Consider the following 19,332-nt stretch of genomic DNA (forward strand, 5'->3'; position numbering starts at 1 on the left):
TATAACCAGGCGGCAGGAGCGAATGCTGGCGGCTAGTGGTATAATAGCGTTTAGGTTTGTACTGCACTAACGGAGGTTATTCAATCATGGCTATGAATCGTGCGCGATCCGCGCAATTGTATGAAGAAGCACTGCAGCATATTGTCGGCGGCGTGAACAGCCCGTCCCGCTCGTTCAAAGCGGTTGGCGGCGGCGCCCCTGTATTCATGGAACGCGCGAACGGCGCTTACTTCTGGGATGTTGACGGCAACCGATACATCGATTATTTGGCCGCATACGGCCCTATTATTACAGGTCATGCTCATCCGCATATTACGGAAGCGATTATACGCGCTGCAACGAACGGTACCCTATACGGTACGCCGACGGAGCTGGAGATTAAGCTAGCCCGTATGCTCAAGGAAGCGATCCCTTCGATGGACAAGGTCCGCTTCGTCAACTCTGGTACAGAGGCGGTCATGTCCACGATCCGTGTTGCTCGTGCCTACACCAAACGGAGCAAAATCATCAAGTTCGCCGGCTGTTACCACGGCCACTCGGACCTTGTACTTGTCGCGGCAGGATCCGGTCCTTCGACGCTCGGCATTCCCGACAGCGCAGGCATTCCGACGAGCATTGCGCATGAGGTTATTACGGTGCCGTTCAACGATATTGATGCGCTTCGCGCTGCACTTGAGCGTTGGGGCGATGACACAGCGGCTGTCATGGTCGAGCCGATTGTCGGCAACTTCGGGATGGTTATGCCGAAACCAGGCTTCCTAGAAGCCCTCTGCAAGGTGACGCGCGAGTTTGGCGCACTCGTTATCTACGACGAAGTTATCAGCGCATTCCGCTTCCACTATGGCAGCACGCAGACGTATCATGCGTTCCCGGATCAAGCAGCTGTTGAACCCGACCTGACGGCACTGGGCAAAATTATAGGCGGCGGCCTTCCGATCGGCGCCTATGGCGGACGCAAAATCATTATGGAGCAGGTCGCGCCGCTCGGCCCTGCTTACCAGGCCGGCACGATGGCCGGTAACCCGGCTTCAATCTCTGCCGGTATCGCATGCCTGGAGGTGCTAAGCGCACCAGGCGTTTATGAAGAGATGGAGCGCCTTGCGATCCGCCTCGCCGACGGCTTCAACGAAGCCGCCGCTCGCCATGGCGTACCGATGACGATCAACCGCATCCGCGGCGCGTTCTCGACTCACTTCTGCGACCATCCGATCACGAACTACGAGGAAGCGCAGCAGACCGACAGCGAGCAATTCGCTCGTTTCTTCCGCGGCTTGCTCGAGGAAGGCATCTGCATCGCACCGTCGAAGTATGAGGCATGGTTCTTGACGACGGCGCACACCGATGCTGACGTTGATGCGACGATTGCGGCGGCAGATCGGGCGCTCAAGGGGATTTGATCCCCTTGAGAACCCCTAATTTTCATTCATTAAAACATAAATCTTCTAAACCATTAAAACCAATTTTTCTACCCACCCAAACCCTCCCTGCAAGGGAGGGCCCCAAAGGTCGTGTGACCTCTGGACTCCTCACAAGGACGGTTTCTTGATTATGAGGGTACGTGCACCGCTCTTGCCGCCTTGCGGCAAAGCTCCTATTCACTGTATCTAGATACGATCCTCCGTCCGCATACTTCATTCGCACATGTCCACCTGTCACCGCCCAATGATGATACTACGGTGGGAGACCACCTGAACCCTGGAACCGGAATGGTGCGGTGTTGGGATTGCGACGGGTGGAAGAAACTGCGTGTCGGGGACGTATGCCCGCTCTTGCCGCATCCGCGGCAAAGCTAATGGCTTGCTGTATCTAAGTACGGTCAGTCGACCGCATACTTACTTCGAACGTGTCCACCTGTCACCGCCCATTGATGGTACTACGGTGGGAGGCCACCTGAACCCTGGAACCGAAATGGAGTGGTGTGGGACTGCAACGGGTGCAAGAAACTACGTGCTGGGAATGTGCACCGCTCTTGCCGCCTTGCGGCAAAGCTCCTGTTCGCTGTATCTAGATACGATCCTCCGTCCGCATACTTCATTCGCACATGTCCACCTGTCACCGCCCATTGATGGTATTTCAGCGGGAGGCTATTGTAACGGACCACAGAGACGCTAATTACAGTTGAAGAGCCTATTTTGAGCGCTAACGGACTTCACAAGCGCTATTTGATCGAAATGTGAGCTTCATATAAGATAATTCGTCTTATAAGTACATGTGAGTCCTTTAGAATCTGAGTTGTTTATTTTGGTGCGAATAGCTGCATCTCAGTCCGTTAGAGCTGGACAGAGACGCATGAGGGCTACTGCGTGTTGGGAGTTGCGTGCCCCTGTGGTGCACGGCTTTCTGTTGGTGCTTTGATAGTGTGTTTGGGAATGAAATAAGCGCTGCTCAGCTTTGCTGAACAGCGCTTATTTCATTTTCAAGACTATATTGTCTACTCCCCTCATAATGGAGACGTGAATATTAAGAAGTTCTTCATAAATTTGATTAACGAATGTTAAGACTTTTTATTTACAATTGTGTTAGGAAACAGATGAGTCACAGGAGGGATAGAAACCGATGGAGCAGCGCACGGTGCTGGTCGTCGACGACGATAAAGAAATACGCGACGCCATTGAGATTTACTTGAAGCATGAGGGCATATCCGTGCTGAAAGCAAAGGATGGATTAGAAGCACTGGAAATGTTGGAGGCAAGTGAAGTACATCTCATCATTTTGGACATCATGATGCCCAGAGTTGACGGTATAACGGCTACCTTCAGAATTCGGGAAAATCGTAACCTCCCTATCCTCATCCTGAGTGCGAAGAGCGAGGACAGCGATAAAATTCTAGGGCTCCATGTCGGAGCGGATGACTATGTCACCAAGCCGTTTAATCCGATGGAGCTTATTGCAAGGGTGAAATCACTGCTAAGAAGATATGTAACATTCGGCTCTTACGAAGGCATCAAGCGAATGATCGATATACGCGGACTTACGTTGAATCAAGACGCCAAAGAAGTAAGCGTGAATGGCGAAGCGGTAAAGCTGACGCCTATCGAGTATAAGATCGTGGAGCTGCTGATGACCAACGCAGGACGAGTCCTCTCCATTCAGGAAATCTATGAACGCGTCTGGAGAGAGCCTGGTTATAATGCGGAGAATACGGTTGCTGTTCACATCCGCAAAATACGCGAGAAGATCGAGTTCGATCCTAAAAATCCGAGATATTTGAAGGTGGTATGGGGCATTGGATACAAAATGGAAAAATAGCACCTTATTCGCGCTCTGCGCTTTCCTGTTGGTCATTGGTTTGAGCGGCCCCATTGCGTTCTTCGATCAAGGGAGCCGTTACCTGCATCGCGATTACTATCGGACACCGGATTTTACTCAGCAGCTTGATCAATTTGCCTCCTACCTGAACTTGTTCGAGCTAAACGCGATCTCCAGGCAGGAAGCCAAATCATCCATCACAATCGTGGATAACGAAATCATCGAATATCGCAACCACCAAGGCTCTCTTTCGGATCAACTCAATAATCTCCGGGACGAATACGAACCTCTCATTCAAGATGCTACCGCCAACAAGAACGATAAAGTTGCTGACTTCTATACGGCTAAACGGGATCAGGAGCAAGAGAATCTGATGAAGCTGTACAAAGATGATGATTATGTCACAGCACTTATTCGCAAGGAGAAGGAACAACAAATCGACAGCTATTACGAGGAGCGAGAATATTCCCGCACTGAATTTAATAATCTTCGGGATCAGTTCGACTATTATTTCCGCAGTGTTCCCACAGGTACTGTACATACGAGTCTAAGCGCTCAGAATGAGTACGCCGCTGTGAATCAATTATTCGGCGACAGCTACAGCTATATCACGGATTACAGGACGGATGTCAACAACTCCTTGCATAACTGGATACAAGGACACGAGCTTCTGAACGACTCCATCGTCCCTTATCGTGGCTATATTGCCGTTCCCAAAACCAGTCCGCTGCTGGATGCTGCCCACAAATACAGACAAGAACAAATCCTCTTGTTCGGCTACTGCCTGTTAGGCACAGCTTTACTCGTCTTATGCCTTCTCCGAATGAGACAATGGTTGGTCGTTCGAACAGAAAGAGAGCGGTTAAAAACGAACTATCTTCAGATTCCTGTGGATATGCGAATACTGCTTCTGGCCGCATCATCCCTGCTGACGATCAATTTGATCGCTCGCTTAGCGGATCAGTTTATCTCCTTCATCCATACACCTATGGTTGACGGCGGAAAGCTTCTATTCATCATCATAATCGCAACGATAGGTATGATGCTGATCCTTCTTCAAGGGCAGCTGTTTACCAATCCGCTAAGCAACCGGAGTGATATCAGACAGGAATGGACTCGTTCCTTGTTGATGCGCGGCGTCATCCGTGCGAAAGCCAATTTCGCTTCAGTAAAGAATCAGGTGAAGGACTCTTTTATTTATCAAAACACGGGAATACGACTGCTTGCTTTCACTTCAATCGTAATTGGAATAGGCTTTATTGAAGGATGCGCGGCATATTCGTTCGTTCGGAGGGGTGACGCCTCATTCTTCTTGTTGTCACCGATTCTCGCCATTGCTGTAATCGCCATGCTGCTGCTATATATTCGGCAGTTTGCCTATCTGAACCGAGTCGCCCAAGCAGCGGATGAATTAGTCGCAGGCCGAACACCTAGCGAGCTGCCTCAGTCAGGAAATAGTGTAGTCACATCGCTTGCGATCAATATCAATGCATTAAGACGAGGCGTTAAGACGCTGCAGAATGAGCAAGCAAAGAGTGAACGGTTAAAGACAGAGCTCATTACTAACGTCAGTCACGATCTGCGTACGCCGCTAACTTCGATTATCACCTACGCAGAGCTATTGAAATCCGAGGATGCAACCGATGACGAGCGAGCTGCCTACGTCGAGATTATCGATCAGAAATCAAAGCGATTAAAGACGATGATCGACGACTTATTCGAAGTGTCAACCATGGCAAGCGGCAACGCGAAGCTGATCCATGCGAAGACAGACCTCGTTCAACTCATGCATCAGGCACTGGCAGAATACAAGGACGTGATGGACAGTTCTGACGTACAATTCCGCATCTCTTTGCCGGAAGAACCGATCTACACGCTTGCAGATGGCCAGAAGCTGTGGCGCGCATTCGATAATCTCATCGGGAACATGGTGAAATATTCGATGAACAATACACGCGCTTATATTGCGATACAAGTATCGGAACGACAAGACGTCATGATTTCATTCAAAAATATATCTAAGTACGAGATCGGCGATAATCCCGATGAACTGTTCGAAAGGTTCAAGCGCGGGGATACGTCACGCCATACCGAAGGGTCGGGCCTTGGACTTGCAATTGCTAAGTCCATTGTTGATCTTCACGATGGCCATCTGATATTAGAAACCGATGGCGACCTATTTAAAGCCTCTGTCATCCTTCCGCTGGAAGTTGCGCAAGCTGCCTCCTGACGATAAGACGCAAAAGCCCCTAATTCTCGCTGAAGCGAGGATTAGGGGCTTTTGAATGAATAAGGCCTTACAGATTAAGATGTGTTTGGGACTATAATCGACTGCTTTATTGTACGGTTTTACAGACTAGTACTTAAGGTTGAATTCTTTGTCTTGGTTATAATTCCGGCTGTAAGCGTAATAGACAAGCCGATAAACAATCTCAGCGAATGCAATTCCGCCTAATACATCTAAGAGCGAGTGCTGTTTGACAAAAACAGTGGATGCAATAATAAGCCATAATAAAACCGACCACATCGTTCGCAGCGGAGCCTTAACGTTCATCTGCCGCTGAAGAGTTATAAATAACAAATAACTAGTCAAACAGTGGATGCTCGGAAAACAATTGTATGGGGCATCCGCTTGATACATAAAATTGACGAGATCATGTATCCTATCATTATTAGGAATATCAGGACGCGGCACATAGGTAGGAAATAACCAGAAACAAATGTTTCCGGCCATTACTGCAATGTTATAAATGATAAGCGTTCTCCAGTAGATCTCCCGCATTCTTATGGCCAGATATATAAAACTTGCATAAAGCACCGGCATCCAGCTCATATAGGGAAAGATGAACCATTCCACAAACGGAATTTTCGTATCTATCCAAGTGTAATCCAACCTACTATTCGCACCAAATCGTTCGCTAATCCAAACATATAACATCCCCTGAACGGGGATCGTGAGTATACCAATCATATGTTTCCATCTCAGCACTAGCTCTCTCATTTGTGCACCTACAGTCTGCATAGAAATGATAAAGCCTGTACGTTCTAAAGAAAAATCCTCTTCCCCCGCTCAAAGCGAAGGTTAGAGGATTCTTCTAGTCATCGTGCCTGTCTGCACATCAGTCTACGAGGACGTATTCTGGAATTTCATTCGACCATTAACCGTGTATCGCCGACTTCTTCAGCTCGCTAATGAAGCTGTCGTGCACTTTGCCGTTCGATGCCGCAACATGGCGTACACCAAGATGGTAGGGTTCGCCTACGATGTCGGTAACGATACCGCCCGACTCCTTGATAAGCAGCGAGCCTGCTGCAATATCCCAAGCATTGAGGCCGTATTCCCAGAAGCCGCTTAAACGTCCCGCTGCTACATACGCCATATGTAGAGCAGCCGATCCGCCGGAACGGATGTTGCGTACCTGCGGCGCGATAGCCTGCAAGCTTTGCATATTCAATCGAGCGTTCTCAGGGCTTGCCGGGAAACCTGTCGCAATCAAACCTTCGCGGAGCGTTCCTTCTTCAGAGACGCTCATTACCTGGCCATGCACATAAGCGCCTTTGCCCTTCTCGGCTACGAACAACTCATCGCGCATCGGATCGTACACAACGCCGACGATTACCTCGCCCTTATGCGCCAATGCGATGGATACCGAGAAGAACGGGAAGCCATGAACGAAGTTCGTCGTGCCATCGACGGGATCAACGATCCACAAGTATTCCTCATCCTGCATTTCTTGCAGCGCCTGCGCCGACGCTTCCGGCCCAGGCTCAACGCCTTCTTCGCCTAGAAAAGAATGATGGGGAAATTGAATCATAATCAGATTACGAATCATTTTCTCTGCGCCCTTGTCCACTTCCGTAACAAGGTCTTGCGCCGAATATTTCAATGAAAGACTCGTATGCTTACCGAGCTTCGTCTTAATCCATTCACCTGCTTTGGCCGCGCAGTTGATTGCAACGGCTGTGAAGCTTTTGCCCCCGATTACGGGCGTGTCCTGTTCGCTCACCATTACGCACCCCTTCCAACAACACACTGCATGATTTAAATTACAATACGTCCTAAGGCCTTCAAAGTTTCGCCTGTTTCGGCATTCAGACCGCCTACATTTCTGACAACCCTTCAATAATGAGCTGCGCCGCCATCACAACAAATGTGACTCGAAGCAGCCACAGCAGCGCTTTTCCCGTCATTTTCGAAGCGATATATGCACCCAACTTGCCGCCGATCCATGCGCCAGGCACAAGCATCAGTACAATCCACCAATTCGTCTCGCCCAGATAGGCGTGCACGCCTGTTCCTAGTATCGAAGATAAGAAAATGACGAACATCGAGGTTGCCGTCGCCACATGCGGCGGGAACCGGAACAGCAGCACCATAACCGGCACGAACAGCGAACCGCCGCCAATGCCGAACAATCCTGAGATTAGGCCCACTAGCAGCCCGACCAGAAGCGCAGGCAGTACGGCATAACCGTACTCATGCGTAACCCCTTTGTCATCCGTGTATGTACGTACGACTGGCCATTGCTTCGCAATTGGCTTCATATAGTCGCGCGCAACCAGTAAACCTGCCATCAGCAGCATGAAAATACCGAATGACAGCTGGAATGCGCCGCCCTTAATATGCCCGGTCAAGGCAGAACCCACCATTGCGGCGGGTCCGCTGGTAATAAACAGCATCCATCCGCTGCGCCAATCGACGCGACGCTTCTTAGCATATGACATCGTTGATGCCAACGCTGTGACAATAAGCACGGCAAGCGAAGTGCCAACCGCCGTTGGATGCTCAACTGTGCTGCCCGTAAGCTCTGCGCCTAGCAATGTCAAAGCCGGCACGATAATGATGCCGCCGCCAAGCCCGACGATGCTGCCGAACACAGCGGAGATAAGGCCCAGCAAAGCAAGCATGATGATCTCCAGCAAACTCGTTCCTTCTTCCTTATGTATATGTCTGGATAGACTGTCCCATCGATCATGGCTGGAGGCCGCCACCCTAACGTGGTGGCAGCCTCCTCTTACAGTTACAACTCAATCGCCGATGGGCCGACGACTCGAACCCGTTCCCCTTGCGCCTGCATAGTGCGAAAATCATCCATTAAGCGGAACACCGCATCGTCCTTCTGCTTCGCTTCCAGCATGCAGTCGATCATCGGCACAGAATCGGCGACCGACTGCAGAAACCGCAGCAGCGGCTCAGGATCCACATAGTCAGCATGACCGCGAGGGTCAGTGACACTCTTCGGACTGGAAGCGTGAATCTTCGGCGGCAGCATCATCGGACCACCGGGCCAATCAGGCGTCGCTGCACCAATCGACTCGATAACATCTGAGTCCTTCGCCAACCGCTCATTCTCTCGCTGCCAAGTACCGATGATACGCGGCCATAGCTCGCCGATGAGCGACTCCTCGGTCTCGCCGCCATCATTGACTGCATGGTGATGAATGTCCAACACCATCGGCACTTCCACTGCCTCAGCAATGCCAAGCGTTTCGCGGACATTAAACGTTTTGTCGTCGTTCTCCAGCGTTACGCGGCGGCGCAGCCGCTCGTCCAGTCCGCTGAACTGTTCGATGAATCGATCGCCCGACACCAGTTTGTCGCCGTAGGCGCCGCCGACGTGGATATTATTTTTGGCCGACTCGTTAAGCCCCATCGCCTCCAGCATCCGCACATGGTATTCCATGTCATTACGGGAGCTGGCCAGCACTTCAGGCCTAGGGGTACTAAATACACAAAAATGGTCCGGATGAAACGATACGCGCATGCCGTTATCACGCACGAAGGCGCCGATCTCCGCGAACTTGTCCGCCAACGCCGGGTATGGATTCCAATCCTTCACCGCATCATGCGTAGCAAGCGGAATAAGCTTGGACGAGAAACGGTACACTTGAACGCCGCTGCCTCGGCAATGACGCAGCAACCGAAGCGTATTGTTCAAGTTCTCCTCAGCCAGCCGCTCCAACTTGCGCAGCGCAGCCTCCCGGTCATCGAGCTTCGAGAAATTCGCGTAGGTCATCGTCCTTGAAGGAGACGCCTTCTCCAGCAGCATGCTCATCGCTACGAATCCGAACCGTACAATCATGCGCCTTGCTCTCCGAAGAACATTTCGTACGCAAGCGCCGTCTGCACGCGCGCTTCTTCCTCCGTCAGCTTCCGAACCAATTCCATCTCAACTTGCGTCACTTCTTCGCCTTGGAAGTTAATCTCCGCGATCGAAGCGACGATGCGAACGATCGCAATCGCTTGGTTGCTCGGTGAATAAGCAATTACCTTCTGGCCTGTCGGGAATACGCGGAAGTCTTTTTTGACCATTTTGCCGCGACCATACTCCAGCAGCTCGTACAGCTCCTGCTCCGACTTGAATTTGCATACGGAATTGAACTCAGTCTGAAAACCCATGATTGTGCCGCCTCCCTGCTCTTTACGAATATGAAATGCTGATAATAGCTTGTCCGATGTGCAAAGCGGTCCCTTAGAGAGGGGAACCGCCGCCGTATTCGATTCGCTGCTTGTCGGCATGACGCTGCAGCGCCAGTTCAATCAGTGTGTCGAGCAGCTCGCTATAAGGAACGCCCGTCTCTTTCCACATGAGCGGATACATGCTGAATGGCGTAAAACCAGGCATCGTATTCACTTCATTGATGAGAAGCTCGCCATCGGACTTACGCAGGAAGAAGTCGACGCGGGACAGCCCCGATCCGTCGATCGCCTGATAAGCGCGAAGCGCCAGCTCACGAACCGCATCCGACGTCTCTTGCGGGATGTTCGCCGGAATTTCCATTACAGAGGTTCCATCAATATACTTTGCTTTATAATCGTAAAAATCATTCGAAGCGCGAATCTCGCCCGGTACGGACGCACGCGGCTCATCGTTGCCAAGCACGCTCACTTCGATCTCGCGCGCATCAACGAATTCCTCTACGATGACCTTGCGGTCGTAGCGGAATGCGAAATCGATCGCTGCAACCAGCTCTTCGCGGTTTCTTGCCTTGGAGATGCCAACGCTGGAACCCAAGTTAGCTGGTTTAATGAAGCAAGGGTAGCCAAGCGAGATCTCGATCTCGTTGATGTGGTAGCTCGAATCCTTCTCCCATTGCGTACGGTTGAAGTAACGGAACATGCACTGCGCGAGCCCTTCGTGCGCGAACACTTTCTTCATTACAATTTTGTCCATGCCAACTGCCGATGCCAGGACGCCAGCGCCTACGTATGGGATATTCGCCATCTCCAGCAGGCCTTGAATCGTGCCATCTTCACCAAACGTGCCATGCAGCAGCGGGAAAATAACGTCCAGCGCGCGGCTCTCGCCGCCTGCTGCGCCCGTCTGCAGACCTTGGAATACAGGTGCCAGCGCAGCGCCTTCTCCGTTATTCCCTTCCAGACGAAGGACAGCAGTGTCCTTCGGCGGCGCCAACAGCACGTCGCCTGAACGCCACTGACCATCCTGCGTAATGTAGAATGGTTTTACCTCGTAACGGTTATAGTCAAATTCGCCCATCACTGCAAGCGCAGTGCGAAGCGATACTTCATGCTCTCCTGATTTTCCCCCGTAGATCAAACCTACGCGAACCTTCTCGCCCATTTCACTTTTCCTCCGCTTGCTCGTAATTACGGCCTTCTAATGAATTATTGCCTTCATTCAGAATTGATCGGCCAGATGAAATAATCGGTATCTTGTCTTCTCCGTCCATGCATATGAATCTTTGTAGTCCCAATAACGATGTCGGCTGGCAACCGTATTGGCGTTGACGAGCGGCATGCCGTCGACATCGAACGCCGTTACAATCGTGCTGTGCTGATAACGGTAATCGCCGTTCCAGTCATAGAGAATCACATCGCCGAGCTGCAGCTGATCTGCGGATTCCACCATCGTCCCCCGCATGCCGCCGTTCTTGCCGGAGGCAAGAAACGATTGGAGCGCATTGGCAACGGCCCAGCTGTAGCTCCAATTCTCACGGCCGCCGCTGCGCCCTTGATACCACCATCCGCTATCTCTTTTACCAGTATAGTGCATCGGCGCATGGCCTGCAAAGATGCACTGGGACACATAGTTCGTGCAATTGACCTCGAACAGCTCATAGGAAGGATTCCCTTCGTTCCACCATCTATCGGCGTAGGCGGCAGCAAGGTCCCTTCGATAAATTTGCTTGGCACGCTGTTTGAATTCGGGCAAAATATCATAATTTAAGAACGGTGCCGAAGGCGGACGAGATCGCCGCTGTTCACCGCCGAACAGAATGTCTCCTTCTTCCGGCAGCAGTAACTGCTCGTTAGCGCCAAATCGGGGACGGCGCTCGGACACGACTGGCTCAACGCGCGTAATGACCCACTTCTTACCGTCTAGCGCCAGCCACAATCGTTCGTGCTCGAGTCTCTCCTCTGTATAGGTTCGGCTTTTCTGTTCCATAATTCGCTTTATACGGAGCTTTAGCAAGACCGAGGTTTCGGCGGCAGACTCATTCACACGGACGATCTCCGCCTTTGTCTCGCTGCGGGAGGACAACACGCCGCGCAGCAGATCGCGTTCCCGCAGCCGCTCAAGACGGCTGCCGAGCCGAAGCAGGTGATCTTGATCAGCGATCAATTCGTCAAAGACAGACGGGTGCTGATCGACCTCCGCTTGGTTGAACAGCTTAACGTACGCATGTACGCCTGTCTTCCAGGTTTCGGCTGCAGGCGGCGGCTGTGGCGGAGACGGCAGCACTTGGCGATGCTGAGGTATCCGCGGCGCTATACCGCCGCGTTTGCCGGCTGTACGACTTGCTGAACGCGGCATGTTCATCCCTCCTGACATCAGGAACTTTGAGACTTAGCTCAAAGTCACTCTGCTTAGCAAATTGCTTGCTTCAGAAGCATCTGCTTATTTACTACCACAAAAGACGCTTCTTCTATCATATGTGGGCAGCAGCCCATTCATGAGAATTGGCAGTCGAAAACCTTGCAAACAGGCTTTACGTAGCCCCATCAATCACGATATACTGTAGTCAGAAGCATTTTGTGAAATCGTGTTTCATCTAGTGAAACGCGACGACAATAGCATTTATCTTTAAGGAGGCGTTATTGTACATGGCTAAGCAAGACCAATACGGCGTACGCTCGACGCTGGAATCCGGCGGCAAGTCGTATGCGTACTACAACCTGCCAGCGCTCGAGAAGCAAGGACTCGGCAGCATTTCCAAGCTCCCATTCTCCATTAAAGTGCTGCTCGAAGCAGCGATCCGTCAATTCGACGGCCGCGGCATCACGGAAGAGCATGTTAAACAACTCGCTACTTGGGCTGAAGCTCGTTCGGACAAAGAAATTCCGTTCATCCCAGCTCGTATCGTTCTGCAGGACTTCACTGGCGTACCAGTAGTCGTTGACCTTGCAGCAATGCGCGACACGGTTAAGAAAGCTGGCGGCGACCCTAAACGCATCAACCCGCTCGTACCGGTTGACCTCGTAATCGACCACTCCGTCATGGTCGACGCATTTGGTTCCCCAGATGCGCTTGAGACGAACATGAAATATGAATTCCAACGGAACGCAGAGCGTTACAAGTTCCTCCGTTGGGCGCAAACGGCGTTCGATAACTTCCGTGCGGTTCCACCGGCAACGGGTATCGTTCACCAAGTTAACCTTGAATATCTCGCATCTGTAGCAGCTACGAAGACGGTTGACGGCGAAACTGTCGTATATCCAGACTCGCTCGTTGGTACGGACTCCCATACAACGATGATCAACGGTCTTGGCGTAGTAGGCTGGGGCGTTGGCGGCATCGAGGCAGAAGCTGGCATGCTCGGTCAACCACTCTACTTCGTAATGCCGGAAGTTATCGGCTTCAAGCTGACTGGCAGCCTGCCAGACGGCTCCACGGCAACTGACCTTGCACTGACGGTTACTCAGATGCTCCGTAAGAAGGGCGTTGTAGGTAAATTCGTTGAGTTCTACGGCTCCGGCCTGTCGAACATCAGCCTTGCTGACCGTGCTACGGTTGCTAACATGGCACCTGAATACGGTGCTACGATCGGCTTCTTCCCAGTCGACGACGAGGCGCTTGCGTTCCTTCGTTCGACGGGTCGCGATGAAGATCAAGTGAAGCTCGTTGAAGCTTATTACAAAGAGCAAGGCATGTTCCGTACGGACGATCTGGCTGATCCAATCTTCACAGACGTTATCGAACTCGACATGTCGACGGTTGTTCCATCGCTCGCAGGTCCTAAGCGTCCGCAAGACCGCGTAGAACTGACAGCGATGAAAGAAGCGTTCAACAGCATCATCCGCACGCCAATCGACAAAGGCGGCTACGGCCTGTCCGAAGAGAAGATTGAGCAGCAGGTTGATGTGAAGCATCCGAACGGCGATGCTAGCAAGATGGGTACGGGCGCTGTCGTTATCGCAGCAATCACGTCCTGCACGAACACATCGAACCCAAGCGTAATGGTTGGCGCTGGTCTCGTAGCGAAGAAAGCAGTCGCTCGCGGTCTGACGAAACCAGGTTACGTGAAATCGTCCCTGACGCCAGGTTCCCTGGTTGTTACGGAATATCTGAAGAATGCTGGCCTGATCGAGCCGCTCGAAGCTATCGGCTTCCACGTTGCTGGTTATGGCTGCGCAACTTGTATCGGTAACTCCGGTCCACTGCCAGATGAAGTTGGTCAAGCAATTGCTGACAACGACATGACGGTAGCGGCTGTACTGTCCGGTAACCGTAACTTCGAAGGTCGCGTCCACGCGCAAGTCAAGGCTAACTACCTGGCATCGCCTCCACTCGTTGTTGCGTACGCATTGGCTGGTACGGTTAACATCGACCTGGCGAACGATCCAATCGGTTACGACCAAGACAACCAACCGGTTTACCTGAAAGACATCTGGCCAACGAAAGCGGAGATCCAAGAAGCAATCAGCACGGCGATGAGCCCGCAAATCTTCCGCGACAAGTATGCCAACGTCTTCACGCAAAACGAGCGTTGGAACGCAATCGACGTACCAGAAGGCGAAAGCTACGAGTGGGATGAAAGCTCGACGTACATCGCGAACCCACCATTCTTCGCGAACCTGGGCGCTGACGTTGGCGACATCGCTGACATCAACGGCTCGAACGTTCTTGCCCTGCTCGGCGACTCCGTTACGACGGACCACATCTCGCCAGCTGGTAACATCAAAGCTGACAGCCCTGCCGGCAAATACTTGATCGAGCATGGCGTTAAGCGCGAAGACTTCAACTCGTACGGCTCGCGTCGCGGTCACCACGAAGTGATGATGCGCGGTACGTTCGCTAACATCCGTATCCGCAACCAAGTTGCACCAGGTACGGAAGGCGGCGTAACGAAATACCTGCCTACGGACGAAGTAATGTCGATCTACGATGCTTCGATGAAATATCAAGCAGAAGGCAAAAACCTCGTTGTTATCGCAGGCAAAGAGTACGGTACGGGCAGTTCCCGCGACTGGGCAGCCAAAGGTACGTTCCTCCTCGGTGTTAAAGCAGTTATCGCAGAGAGCTTCGAGCGTATTCACCGTTCCAACCTCGTGGGCATGGGCGTTCTTCCGCTCCAATTCCAAGCAGGCCAAAGCTGGTCGTCGCTCGGAATTACGGGCCGCGAAACGTTCGATATCCAAGGTCTGAGCAACGACGTTCAACCAGGTCAACTGGTTACGGTAACGGCTACGCGCGAAGACGGCTCGAAGTTCGACTTCCAAGCTATCGTGCGCCTCGACTCCCTCGTGGACGTTGACTACTACCGTAACAGCGGTATCCTGCAAACGGTTCTGCGTCAAATGATCGCAAACATGAAGTAATCTGTTAGGGCGGCCTGCATCGCAACTGCGGTGCAGGCTGTCCGACATTACAATGGCCTGTAAGCCAAGCGGCGAATACCGCTTCGGCTTACAGGCCATTATTTTATCATTCTCCAACTGCAGCTCCATTCGGAAACTCTATGTCGGAAAGATGGACCAGCCTTGCATATCTGCCATTCTGAAGCATCAGCTGTTCATGTGTACCGTCTTCAATGATCTGGCCTCTGTCCATGACAACAACGCGAGTGGCCAGTGAGGTAACGAGGTCCATGCGATGGGTAATAATCAACGCTGTTCTGCCTGCAAGCCAAGGCTTCATCTGCTTCAGAACTCGCTTTTCTGTACTTACATCCAAGGCTGACGTCGGTTCATCCATCACAATTAGATCAGGCTTATTCATATACAATCGCGATAAACCGAGCCGCTGCCTCTGACCGCCCGATAATTCTTCTCCCTGCTCTCCTACACTTGATTCGTACTTGGATACGAGCCGCTCAATATCCTCGTCTATGCAGGCTTGAACTGCAGCCGCTGCCACCTCTTGCTCCCCCGCTGATTCTGCGGACAGACTGATATTCTCACTGACTGAACCCGTGAATAGATAAGGTTTCTGTGCCAAATGCAGCGTATCCGATCGATCATGCAGCTCCAGTGAACGGCTTAACTTGACCGTGCCGGCAGTTGGACGACGCAACCCGCTGCATAGCTCCGCAAAAGTCGATTTTCCTGCCCCGCTTGCACCGACGACTGCAACAATTTCACCTTGTCGAAGAACAAAATCCACCTTATTAATAATTGGACTCTGTACGGTTGAAGGGTGGTACGTCACTTCCTTCATCTCCACAAGCGTTCGCTTATCAGCAGTTTCACCATTCTTCGTAGCCGCTTCCGTAAGTGAGAACAGCTCTTGAATACGTCCGAATGCCCCTCCGCCCTCATAGAGTCGGTTCCACTGCTCTGATAATCCAATGATCGGCCAAATAACCAATTCAAACAGCAGGCTGAACGTTGCAATCATCCCTGGTGAGAGTGCGCCCCGAACAGCAGCAAGACTGATAAGAATCAGCGCGCCAATATGAAGTTGATAGAACACAGCTTCCGTCAGATTGGCGCTAAGACTACGAGTCATATCCAGCTTCCGTCGGACCTGATTCATCCGCTCTCTCTGAGCGGTTATGCGTTGCAGAAGCAGGTCACTCACCCCGTAGATCCGAACGATGTCCATCCCCTGCAGAATCTCTTGGGTCATACCTCGGATATCGCCTTCCATCGCTTGTATTGAAGCGGACAGTCTTTCAATCCGGCGGTCAAACATACGACCAATCAGCAGCAGCAGCGGTGCCCCAATTAAGGCGAATACGGCTAACGATATGTCAATAGTCAGCAGATAGAGGAACGAGATACCAATAATACTGACCACCGTCACGAATTCAATGGAGGCCTCCACGATATCGGAACCGGACACTGTATCCGTTCGAATGCGTGTAATGATATCGCTGCTGGAATAACGCTGCATAGATTCATAGGTTCGATTATGGACGGTGCGAAATAAGTCCACGGACAAATCGCGCCGTACAAGGCCTTGCAATAGGCGAAGCGTATACCGTTGCATGACGATAAGACTTATCGCTGCAACGAGTAGAAACACCGACCACAGGATAGCAGAGGTCAATTCGGCCGCTTTCCCTGCATGTGCCGTATCGATGAATAAGCCTTGCATTCTGGCAATTCCGATATCGAACGTAATATCAACTGCAATGAGGACTGGAAACCATAGTAGAAGCAGCGGATATCTCCTTACATATCTCGTAATAAATAAAAGCTGTGTCCCTAATGTACGAACGGATTGCCAATATGAACGCATGCGAAACTGTTCACCTCTCCTACTTCATTCTCGCTAGTCCAGGCACAATAACGACCTCCTAAGCTTATTAATTGTGCATGCGAGCCTGATTCTGCTACCATCCCGTCCTCCAGTACAATAATCTGATCTGCCTGCTGTGCAATCGACAGTTTGTGCGTGACGAGTACAACCGTCTTCTTGGAGCGGAATTGGTGTAAGGCCGACATCAACTGCGATTCTGTTATTGGATCGAGCGACGCGGTCGGCTCGTCTAGCAGCAAGAGTGCAGGGTTGCGTACAATCGCTCTGGCAAGCGCCATCCGCTGCAGCTCTCCCCCGGACAGCATATTGTCCTCTTTCTCTCTGATTGTCGTCTCGTACGTATTGGGCAGTTGCATAATGCGATCATGAATCTGAGCGATTATTGCGGCTTGTTCAATATCAGCTTGCGTGGCATCAAGCTTCCCGAAGCAAATATTATCTCGTATGGTCCCCGTAAAAAGCAGGCTTGCCTGCGGTACGTAACCGATCTTCGCATGCCACGCTTGCGCAGACTGTTCCTCGAGCGAAGATTGGTTAGTCTCGATCCTCCCAGAAGCCGGCTCGTCCAATTTCGCTAGAAGCCTAAGAAGCGTCGATTTACCGCAGCCGCTTTTACCAAGAATAACGGTCAACTCTCCTTGATTAATCTTCATATCGATCTCGTTCAACACGGACGGTTTGCCTTCGTAGCCGTAAGAAAGCTGAGATACTTGAATCGTCACTCCGGCTGGATCAAGAGTCGCAGGTGACGAATATCCGTCCGTTACTTCTTCAGGCCAATCAAGCAATTTCGCAAATCGACTTGTATGCGAGAGGGAAGCAATCAACTCGTTCCACATTCCCGCAATAGATCGGAGAGGGCCAGTTAACTTGCCGCTCGCTGCCACGAAGGCTGTCAGTCCTCCAACCGTCAAGCTGCCCCGCAGCACTTGGTAACCCCCAAAGCCCAGTATGAACAACATCCCGCCGTACATCAGTCCGCGATTAGCAAAATCGAACATCCCATCGTATGCCGCAATGGCTGTATTTCGCTTTCGTACCGTCTCGATTTTATTTGTAAATTTATTAAGCAGTAGACCTCTGATTGAGAGCGCACGCACGTTTAGCCCGCCTTGGATAGCATCCTGCAGCAATATATCGCTATTTGCCATTTCCTCATGCCTTCGAGCATGATGCCGATTAAGGCGACCGGTAAGAGGATATACCAAGAGAGGGAATGCCACGGCGAACCCAACCATGCCCAGCGCGAGGGGAAGATTCAGCCAACTGAAGTAGGTGAACGATACAAGCAGCTGCACTAGATTGGTGACAAGACGGATTAGTTTATCGTTCAGCCCACTTTGAGCTTCAGCTACCGAATCGGTAATTCTCCCGTACAGTTCCGAACTGTGATATTGTTCTATTTTCATTCCATGTTGGGTCGCGACTTTCCTTAGAAGCTTAAGCTGAAGCCTTGTAGTTGCTCGGTTATCGACAGTCGCCTTCAGCCAAGTAATGACGAGCTGATTTATGAATTGAGCTGCAACTGCAGCTAATCCTATGATCAGCCCACTATAGATAGGCGCGAGCGACTGCTCCGCAGCGCCTGTAATGATTCTTCGCGTGGCTTCGACAATTCCAAGACCAAGCACAGTTGAGAGTAGTGACGTTGCAATAAGAAGACCATAAGCCCCTCTCTCTGAATTAGACTGCCTAAGCAGCCACAGGAAAGAACGGAAGGTCGAATGCATTGTAGTCGATGTTTCCAAATCTGATCTCCTTTTATCGTTAATAGACGATCGGTGGTTGAAGTAGTTGCTACTTGATATCGTATTCGAGGCTTCTGCCCTCATATAGAGAAAAAATAGATTTAAACTGTTTATTCAACACAAAGAGCCGCATCGGTTAGACACCGATGCGGCTCAAATATCGTTTATTTGGAGACATATACGATCTTCTTAATGCTGCAGGAGGATAAATAGAAGCAATTCGCTAGCTGCTCGATCGACTCACCCGATTGAAAACGGTGGCGAATCTCGTTGTTGCGATGACGAATCTGCTGCCGGCTTCCAGACTCTTCGCCCCATTTCTTGCGCAGTTCTTTAAGTTTCGGCACGTACAATAACTCGCCATGCACATACTTCTGTATTTCCTTCAGCAGTTCTTCGGGTAATACTAGATTTGCATTAACATATTTCATCGCGGCTTCCGCTCCTTAAAATAGTGGAATCTTTAAGGGAGCAAAGTAAGCCTACGAACAACCCGGCTAGACTGGGTATTAAACGCGGTTAATGATAATAGTAAGCTCTATACAAATTACCGCTGTTGTCCATAGGACAAACTTTGCATAGAGCTGCTAGGTAATACATGCAGATATGAATTCATATGAATGCGTTCCTCCTTTTGTCTCATTTGATAGATTTTCATATAGTACCTA

14 protein-coding genes are annotated in these 19,332 nt (G+C 51.1%); 4 read left to right on the plus strand and 10 right to left on the minus strand.

Annotation, left to right across the window (positions count from 1 at the left end):
- Positions 1-86: 86 nt before the first annotated feature.
- From H8B09_RS20185 to H8B09_RS20195, 3 genes are all read left to right on the plus strand, one after another.
- Positions 87-1,397 (plus strand): glutamate-1-semialdehyde 2,1-aminomutase, encoded by a 1,311-nt coding sequence (locus tag H8B09_RS20185; RefSeq protein ID WP_191205375.1) that lies wholly within the window; start codon positions 87-89, stop codon positions 1,395-1,397.
- A gap of 1,159 nt (positions 1,398-2,556) precedes the next feature.
- Positions 2,557-3,249 carry a response regulator transcription factor gene (locus H8B09_RS20190; RefSeq protein ID WP_191205376.1) on the plus strand — a complete coding sequence of 231 codons (693 nt, stop codon included), beginning with the start codon at positions 2,557-2,559 and terminating at the stop codon, positions 3,247-3,249.
- Positions 3,227-5,479 carry a sensor histidine kinase gene (locus H8B09_RS20195; protein ID WP_191205377.1) on the plus strand — a complete coding sequence of 751 codons (2,253 nt, stop codon included), beginning with the start codon at positions 3,227-3,229 and terminating at the stop codon, positions 5,477-5,479. The genes H8B09_RS20190 and H8B09_RS20195 overlap by 23 nt, the downstream gene beginning before the upstream one ends.
- A gap of 126 nt (positions 5,480-5,605) precedes the next feature.
- On the opposite strand, the gene H8B09_RS20200 is transcribed toward H8B09_RS20195, so the two are convergent.
- The 7 genes from H8B09_RS20200 to H8B09_RS20230 all read right to left on the minus strand — a co-directional run bounded on the left by H8B09_RS20200 (position 5,606) and on the right by H8B09_RS20230 (position 12,026).
- Positions 5,606-6,238: a phosphatase PAP2 family protein gene (locus tag H8B09_RS20200; protein ID WP_318152666.1), complete on the minus strand. Its 633-nt coding sequence runs from the start codon at positions 6,236-6,238 to the stop codon at positions 5,606-5,608.
- 169 nt (positions 6,239-6,407) lie between these two features.
- Positions 6,408-7,259 carry an inositol monophosphatase family protein gene (locus H8B09_RS20205; RefSeq protein ID WP_191205379.1) on the minus strand — a complete coding sequence of 284 codons (852 nt, stop codon included), beginning with the start codon at positions 7,257-7,259 and terminating at the stop codon, positions 6,408-6,410.
- 91 nt (positions 7,260-7,350) lie between these two features.
- The gene (locus H8B09_RS20210; RefSeq protein ID WP_397376090.1) at positions 7,351-8,169 is read right to left on the minus strand and encodes a sulfite exporter TauE/SafE family protein; all 819 of its coding nucleotides are present in this window, start codon (positions 8,167-8,169) and stop codon (positions 7,351-7,353) included.
- Positions 8,170-8,270: 101 nt separating this feature from the next.
- The gene (gene uvsE, locus H8B09_RS20215) at positions 8,271-9,332 is read right to left on the minus strand and encodes a UV DNA damage repair endonuclease UvsE (RefSeq protein WP_191205380.1); all 1,062 of its coding nucleotides are present in this window, start codon (positions 9,330-9,332) and stop codon (positions 8,271-8,273) included.
- A complete protein-coding gene (locus tag H8B09_RS20220) occupies positions 9,329-9,649 on the minus strand; it encodes a hypothetical protein (RefSeq protein ID WP_110045716.1) in 321 nt (106 codons plus the stop codon). The genes uvsE and H8B09_RS20220 overlap by 4 nt, the downstream gene beginning before the upstream one ends.
- 73 nt (positions 9,650-9,722) lie before the next feature.
- Complete coding sequence (locus tag H8B09_RS20225) at positions 9,723-10,832, minus strand: D-alanine--D-alanine ligase (RefSeq protein WP_191205381.1); 1,110 nt, start codon at positions 10,830-10,832, stop codon at positions 9,723-9,725.
- Between the two features lie 57 nt (positions 10,833-10,889).
- The gene (locus H8B09_RS20230; protein ID WP_191205382.1) at positions 10,890-12,026 is read right to left on the minus strand and encodes an amidase domain-containing protein; all 1,137 of its coding nucleotides are present in this window, start codon (positions 12,024-12,026) and stop codon (positions 10,890-10,892) included.
- A 290-nt stretch (positions 12,027-12,316) separates the two neighbouring features.
- On the opposite strand from H8B09_RS20230, the gene acnA reads away from it, so the two are divergent.
- Complete coding sequence (gene acnA / locus H8B09_RS20235; protein WP_191205383.1) at positions 12,317-15,031, plus strand: aconitate hydratase AcnA; 2,715 nt, start codon at positions 12,317-12,319, stop codon at positions 15,029-15,031.
- Between the two features lie 106 nt (positions 15,032-15,137).
- Here acnA and H8B09_RS20240 read toward each other — a convergent pair whose 3' ends face one another.
- From H8B09_RS20240 to H8B09_RS20250, 3 genes are all read right to left on the minus strand, one after another.
- Entirely contained in the window at positions 15,138-16,895 is a 1,758-nt protein-coding gene (locus H8B09_RS20240) for an ABC transporter ATP-binding protein (protein WP_191205384.1), read from the minus strand.
- Positions 16,862-18,664 (minus strand): ABC transporter ATP-binding protein, encoded by a 1,803-nt coding sequence (locus H8B09_RS20245; RefSeq protein WP_191205385.1) that lies wholly within the window; start codon positions 18,662-18,664, stop codon positions 16,862-16,864. The genes H8B09_RS20240 and H8B09_RS20245 overlap by 34 nt, the downstream gene beginning before the upstream one ends.
- Positions 18,665-18,828: 164 nt before the next feature.
- Positions 18,829-19,095 carry a CD3324 family protein gene (locus H8B09_RS20250; RefSeq protein ID WP_191205386.1) on the minus strand — a complete coding sequence of 89 codons (267 nt, stop codon included), beginning with the start codon at positions 19,093-19,095 and terminating at the stop codon, positions 18,829-18,831.
- Positions 19,096-19,332: the final 237 nt, after the last annotated feature.

Origin of the sequence: Paenibacillus terricola (assembly GCF_014779765.1) — a bacterium.
Classification (GTDB): domain Bacteria; phylum Bacillota; class Bacilli; order Paenibacillales; family Paenibacillaceae; genus Paenibacillus_T; species Paenibacillus_T terricola.

Bases quoted from the DNA above. Each gene is read 5' to 3' on its own strand.
- H8B09_RS20185 (WP_191205375.1), top strand. From the start codon at position 87: ATGGCTATGAATCGTGCGCGATCCGCGCAATTGTATGAAGAAGCACTG.
- H8B09_RS20190 (WP_191205376.1), top strand. From the start codon at position 2,557: ATGGAGCAGCGCACGGTGCTGGTCGTCGACGACGATAAAGAAATACGC.
- H8B09_RS20205 (WP_191205379.1), bottom strand. From the start codon at position 7,259: ATGGTGAGCGAACAGGACACGCCCGTAATCGGGGGCAAAAGCTTCACA.
- uvsE (WP_191205380.1), bottom strand. From the start codon at position 9,332: ATGATTGTACGGTTCGGATTCGTAGCGATGAGCATGCTGCTGGAGAAG.
- H8B09_RS20220 (WP_110045716.1), bottom strand. From the start codon at position 9,649: ATGGGTTTTCAGACTGAGTTCAATTCCGTATGCAAATTCAAGTCGGAG.
- H8B09_RS20225 (WP_191205381.1), bottom strand. From the start codon at position 10,832: ATGGGCGAGAAGGTTCGCGTAGGTTTGATCTACGGGGGAAAATCAGGA.
- H8B09_RS20230 (WP_191205382.1), bottom strand. From the start codon at position 12,026: ATGCCGCGTTCAGCAAGTCGTACAGCCGGCAAACGCGGCGGTATAGCG.
- acnA (WP_191205383.1), top strand. From the start codon at position 12,317: ATGGCTAAGCAAGACCAATACGGCGTACGCTCGACGCTGGAATCCGGC.
- H8B09_RS20240 (WP_191205384.1), bottom strand. From the start codon at position 16,895: ATGCGTTCATATTGGCAATCCGTTCGTACATTAGGGACACAGCTTTTA.
- H8B09_RS20250 (WP_191205386.1), bottom strand. From the start codon at position 19,095: ATGAAATATGTTAATGCAAATCTAGTATTACCCGAAGAACTGCTGAAG.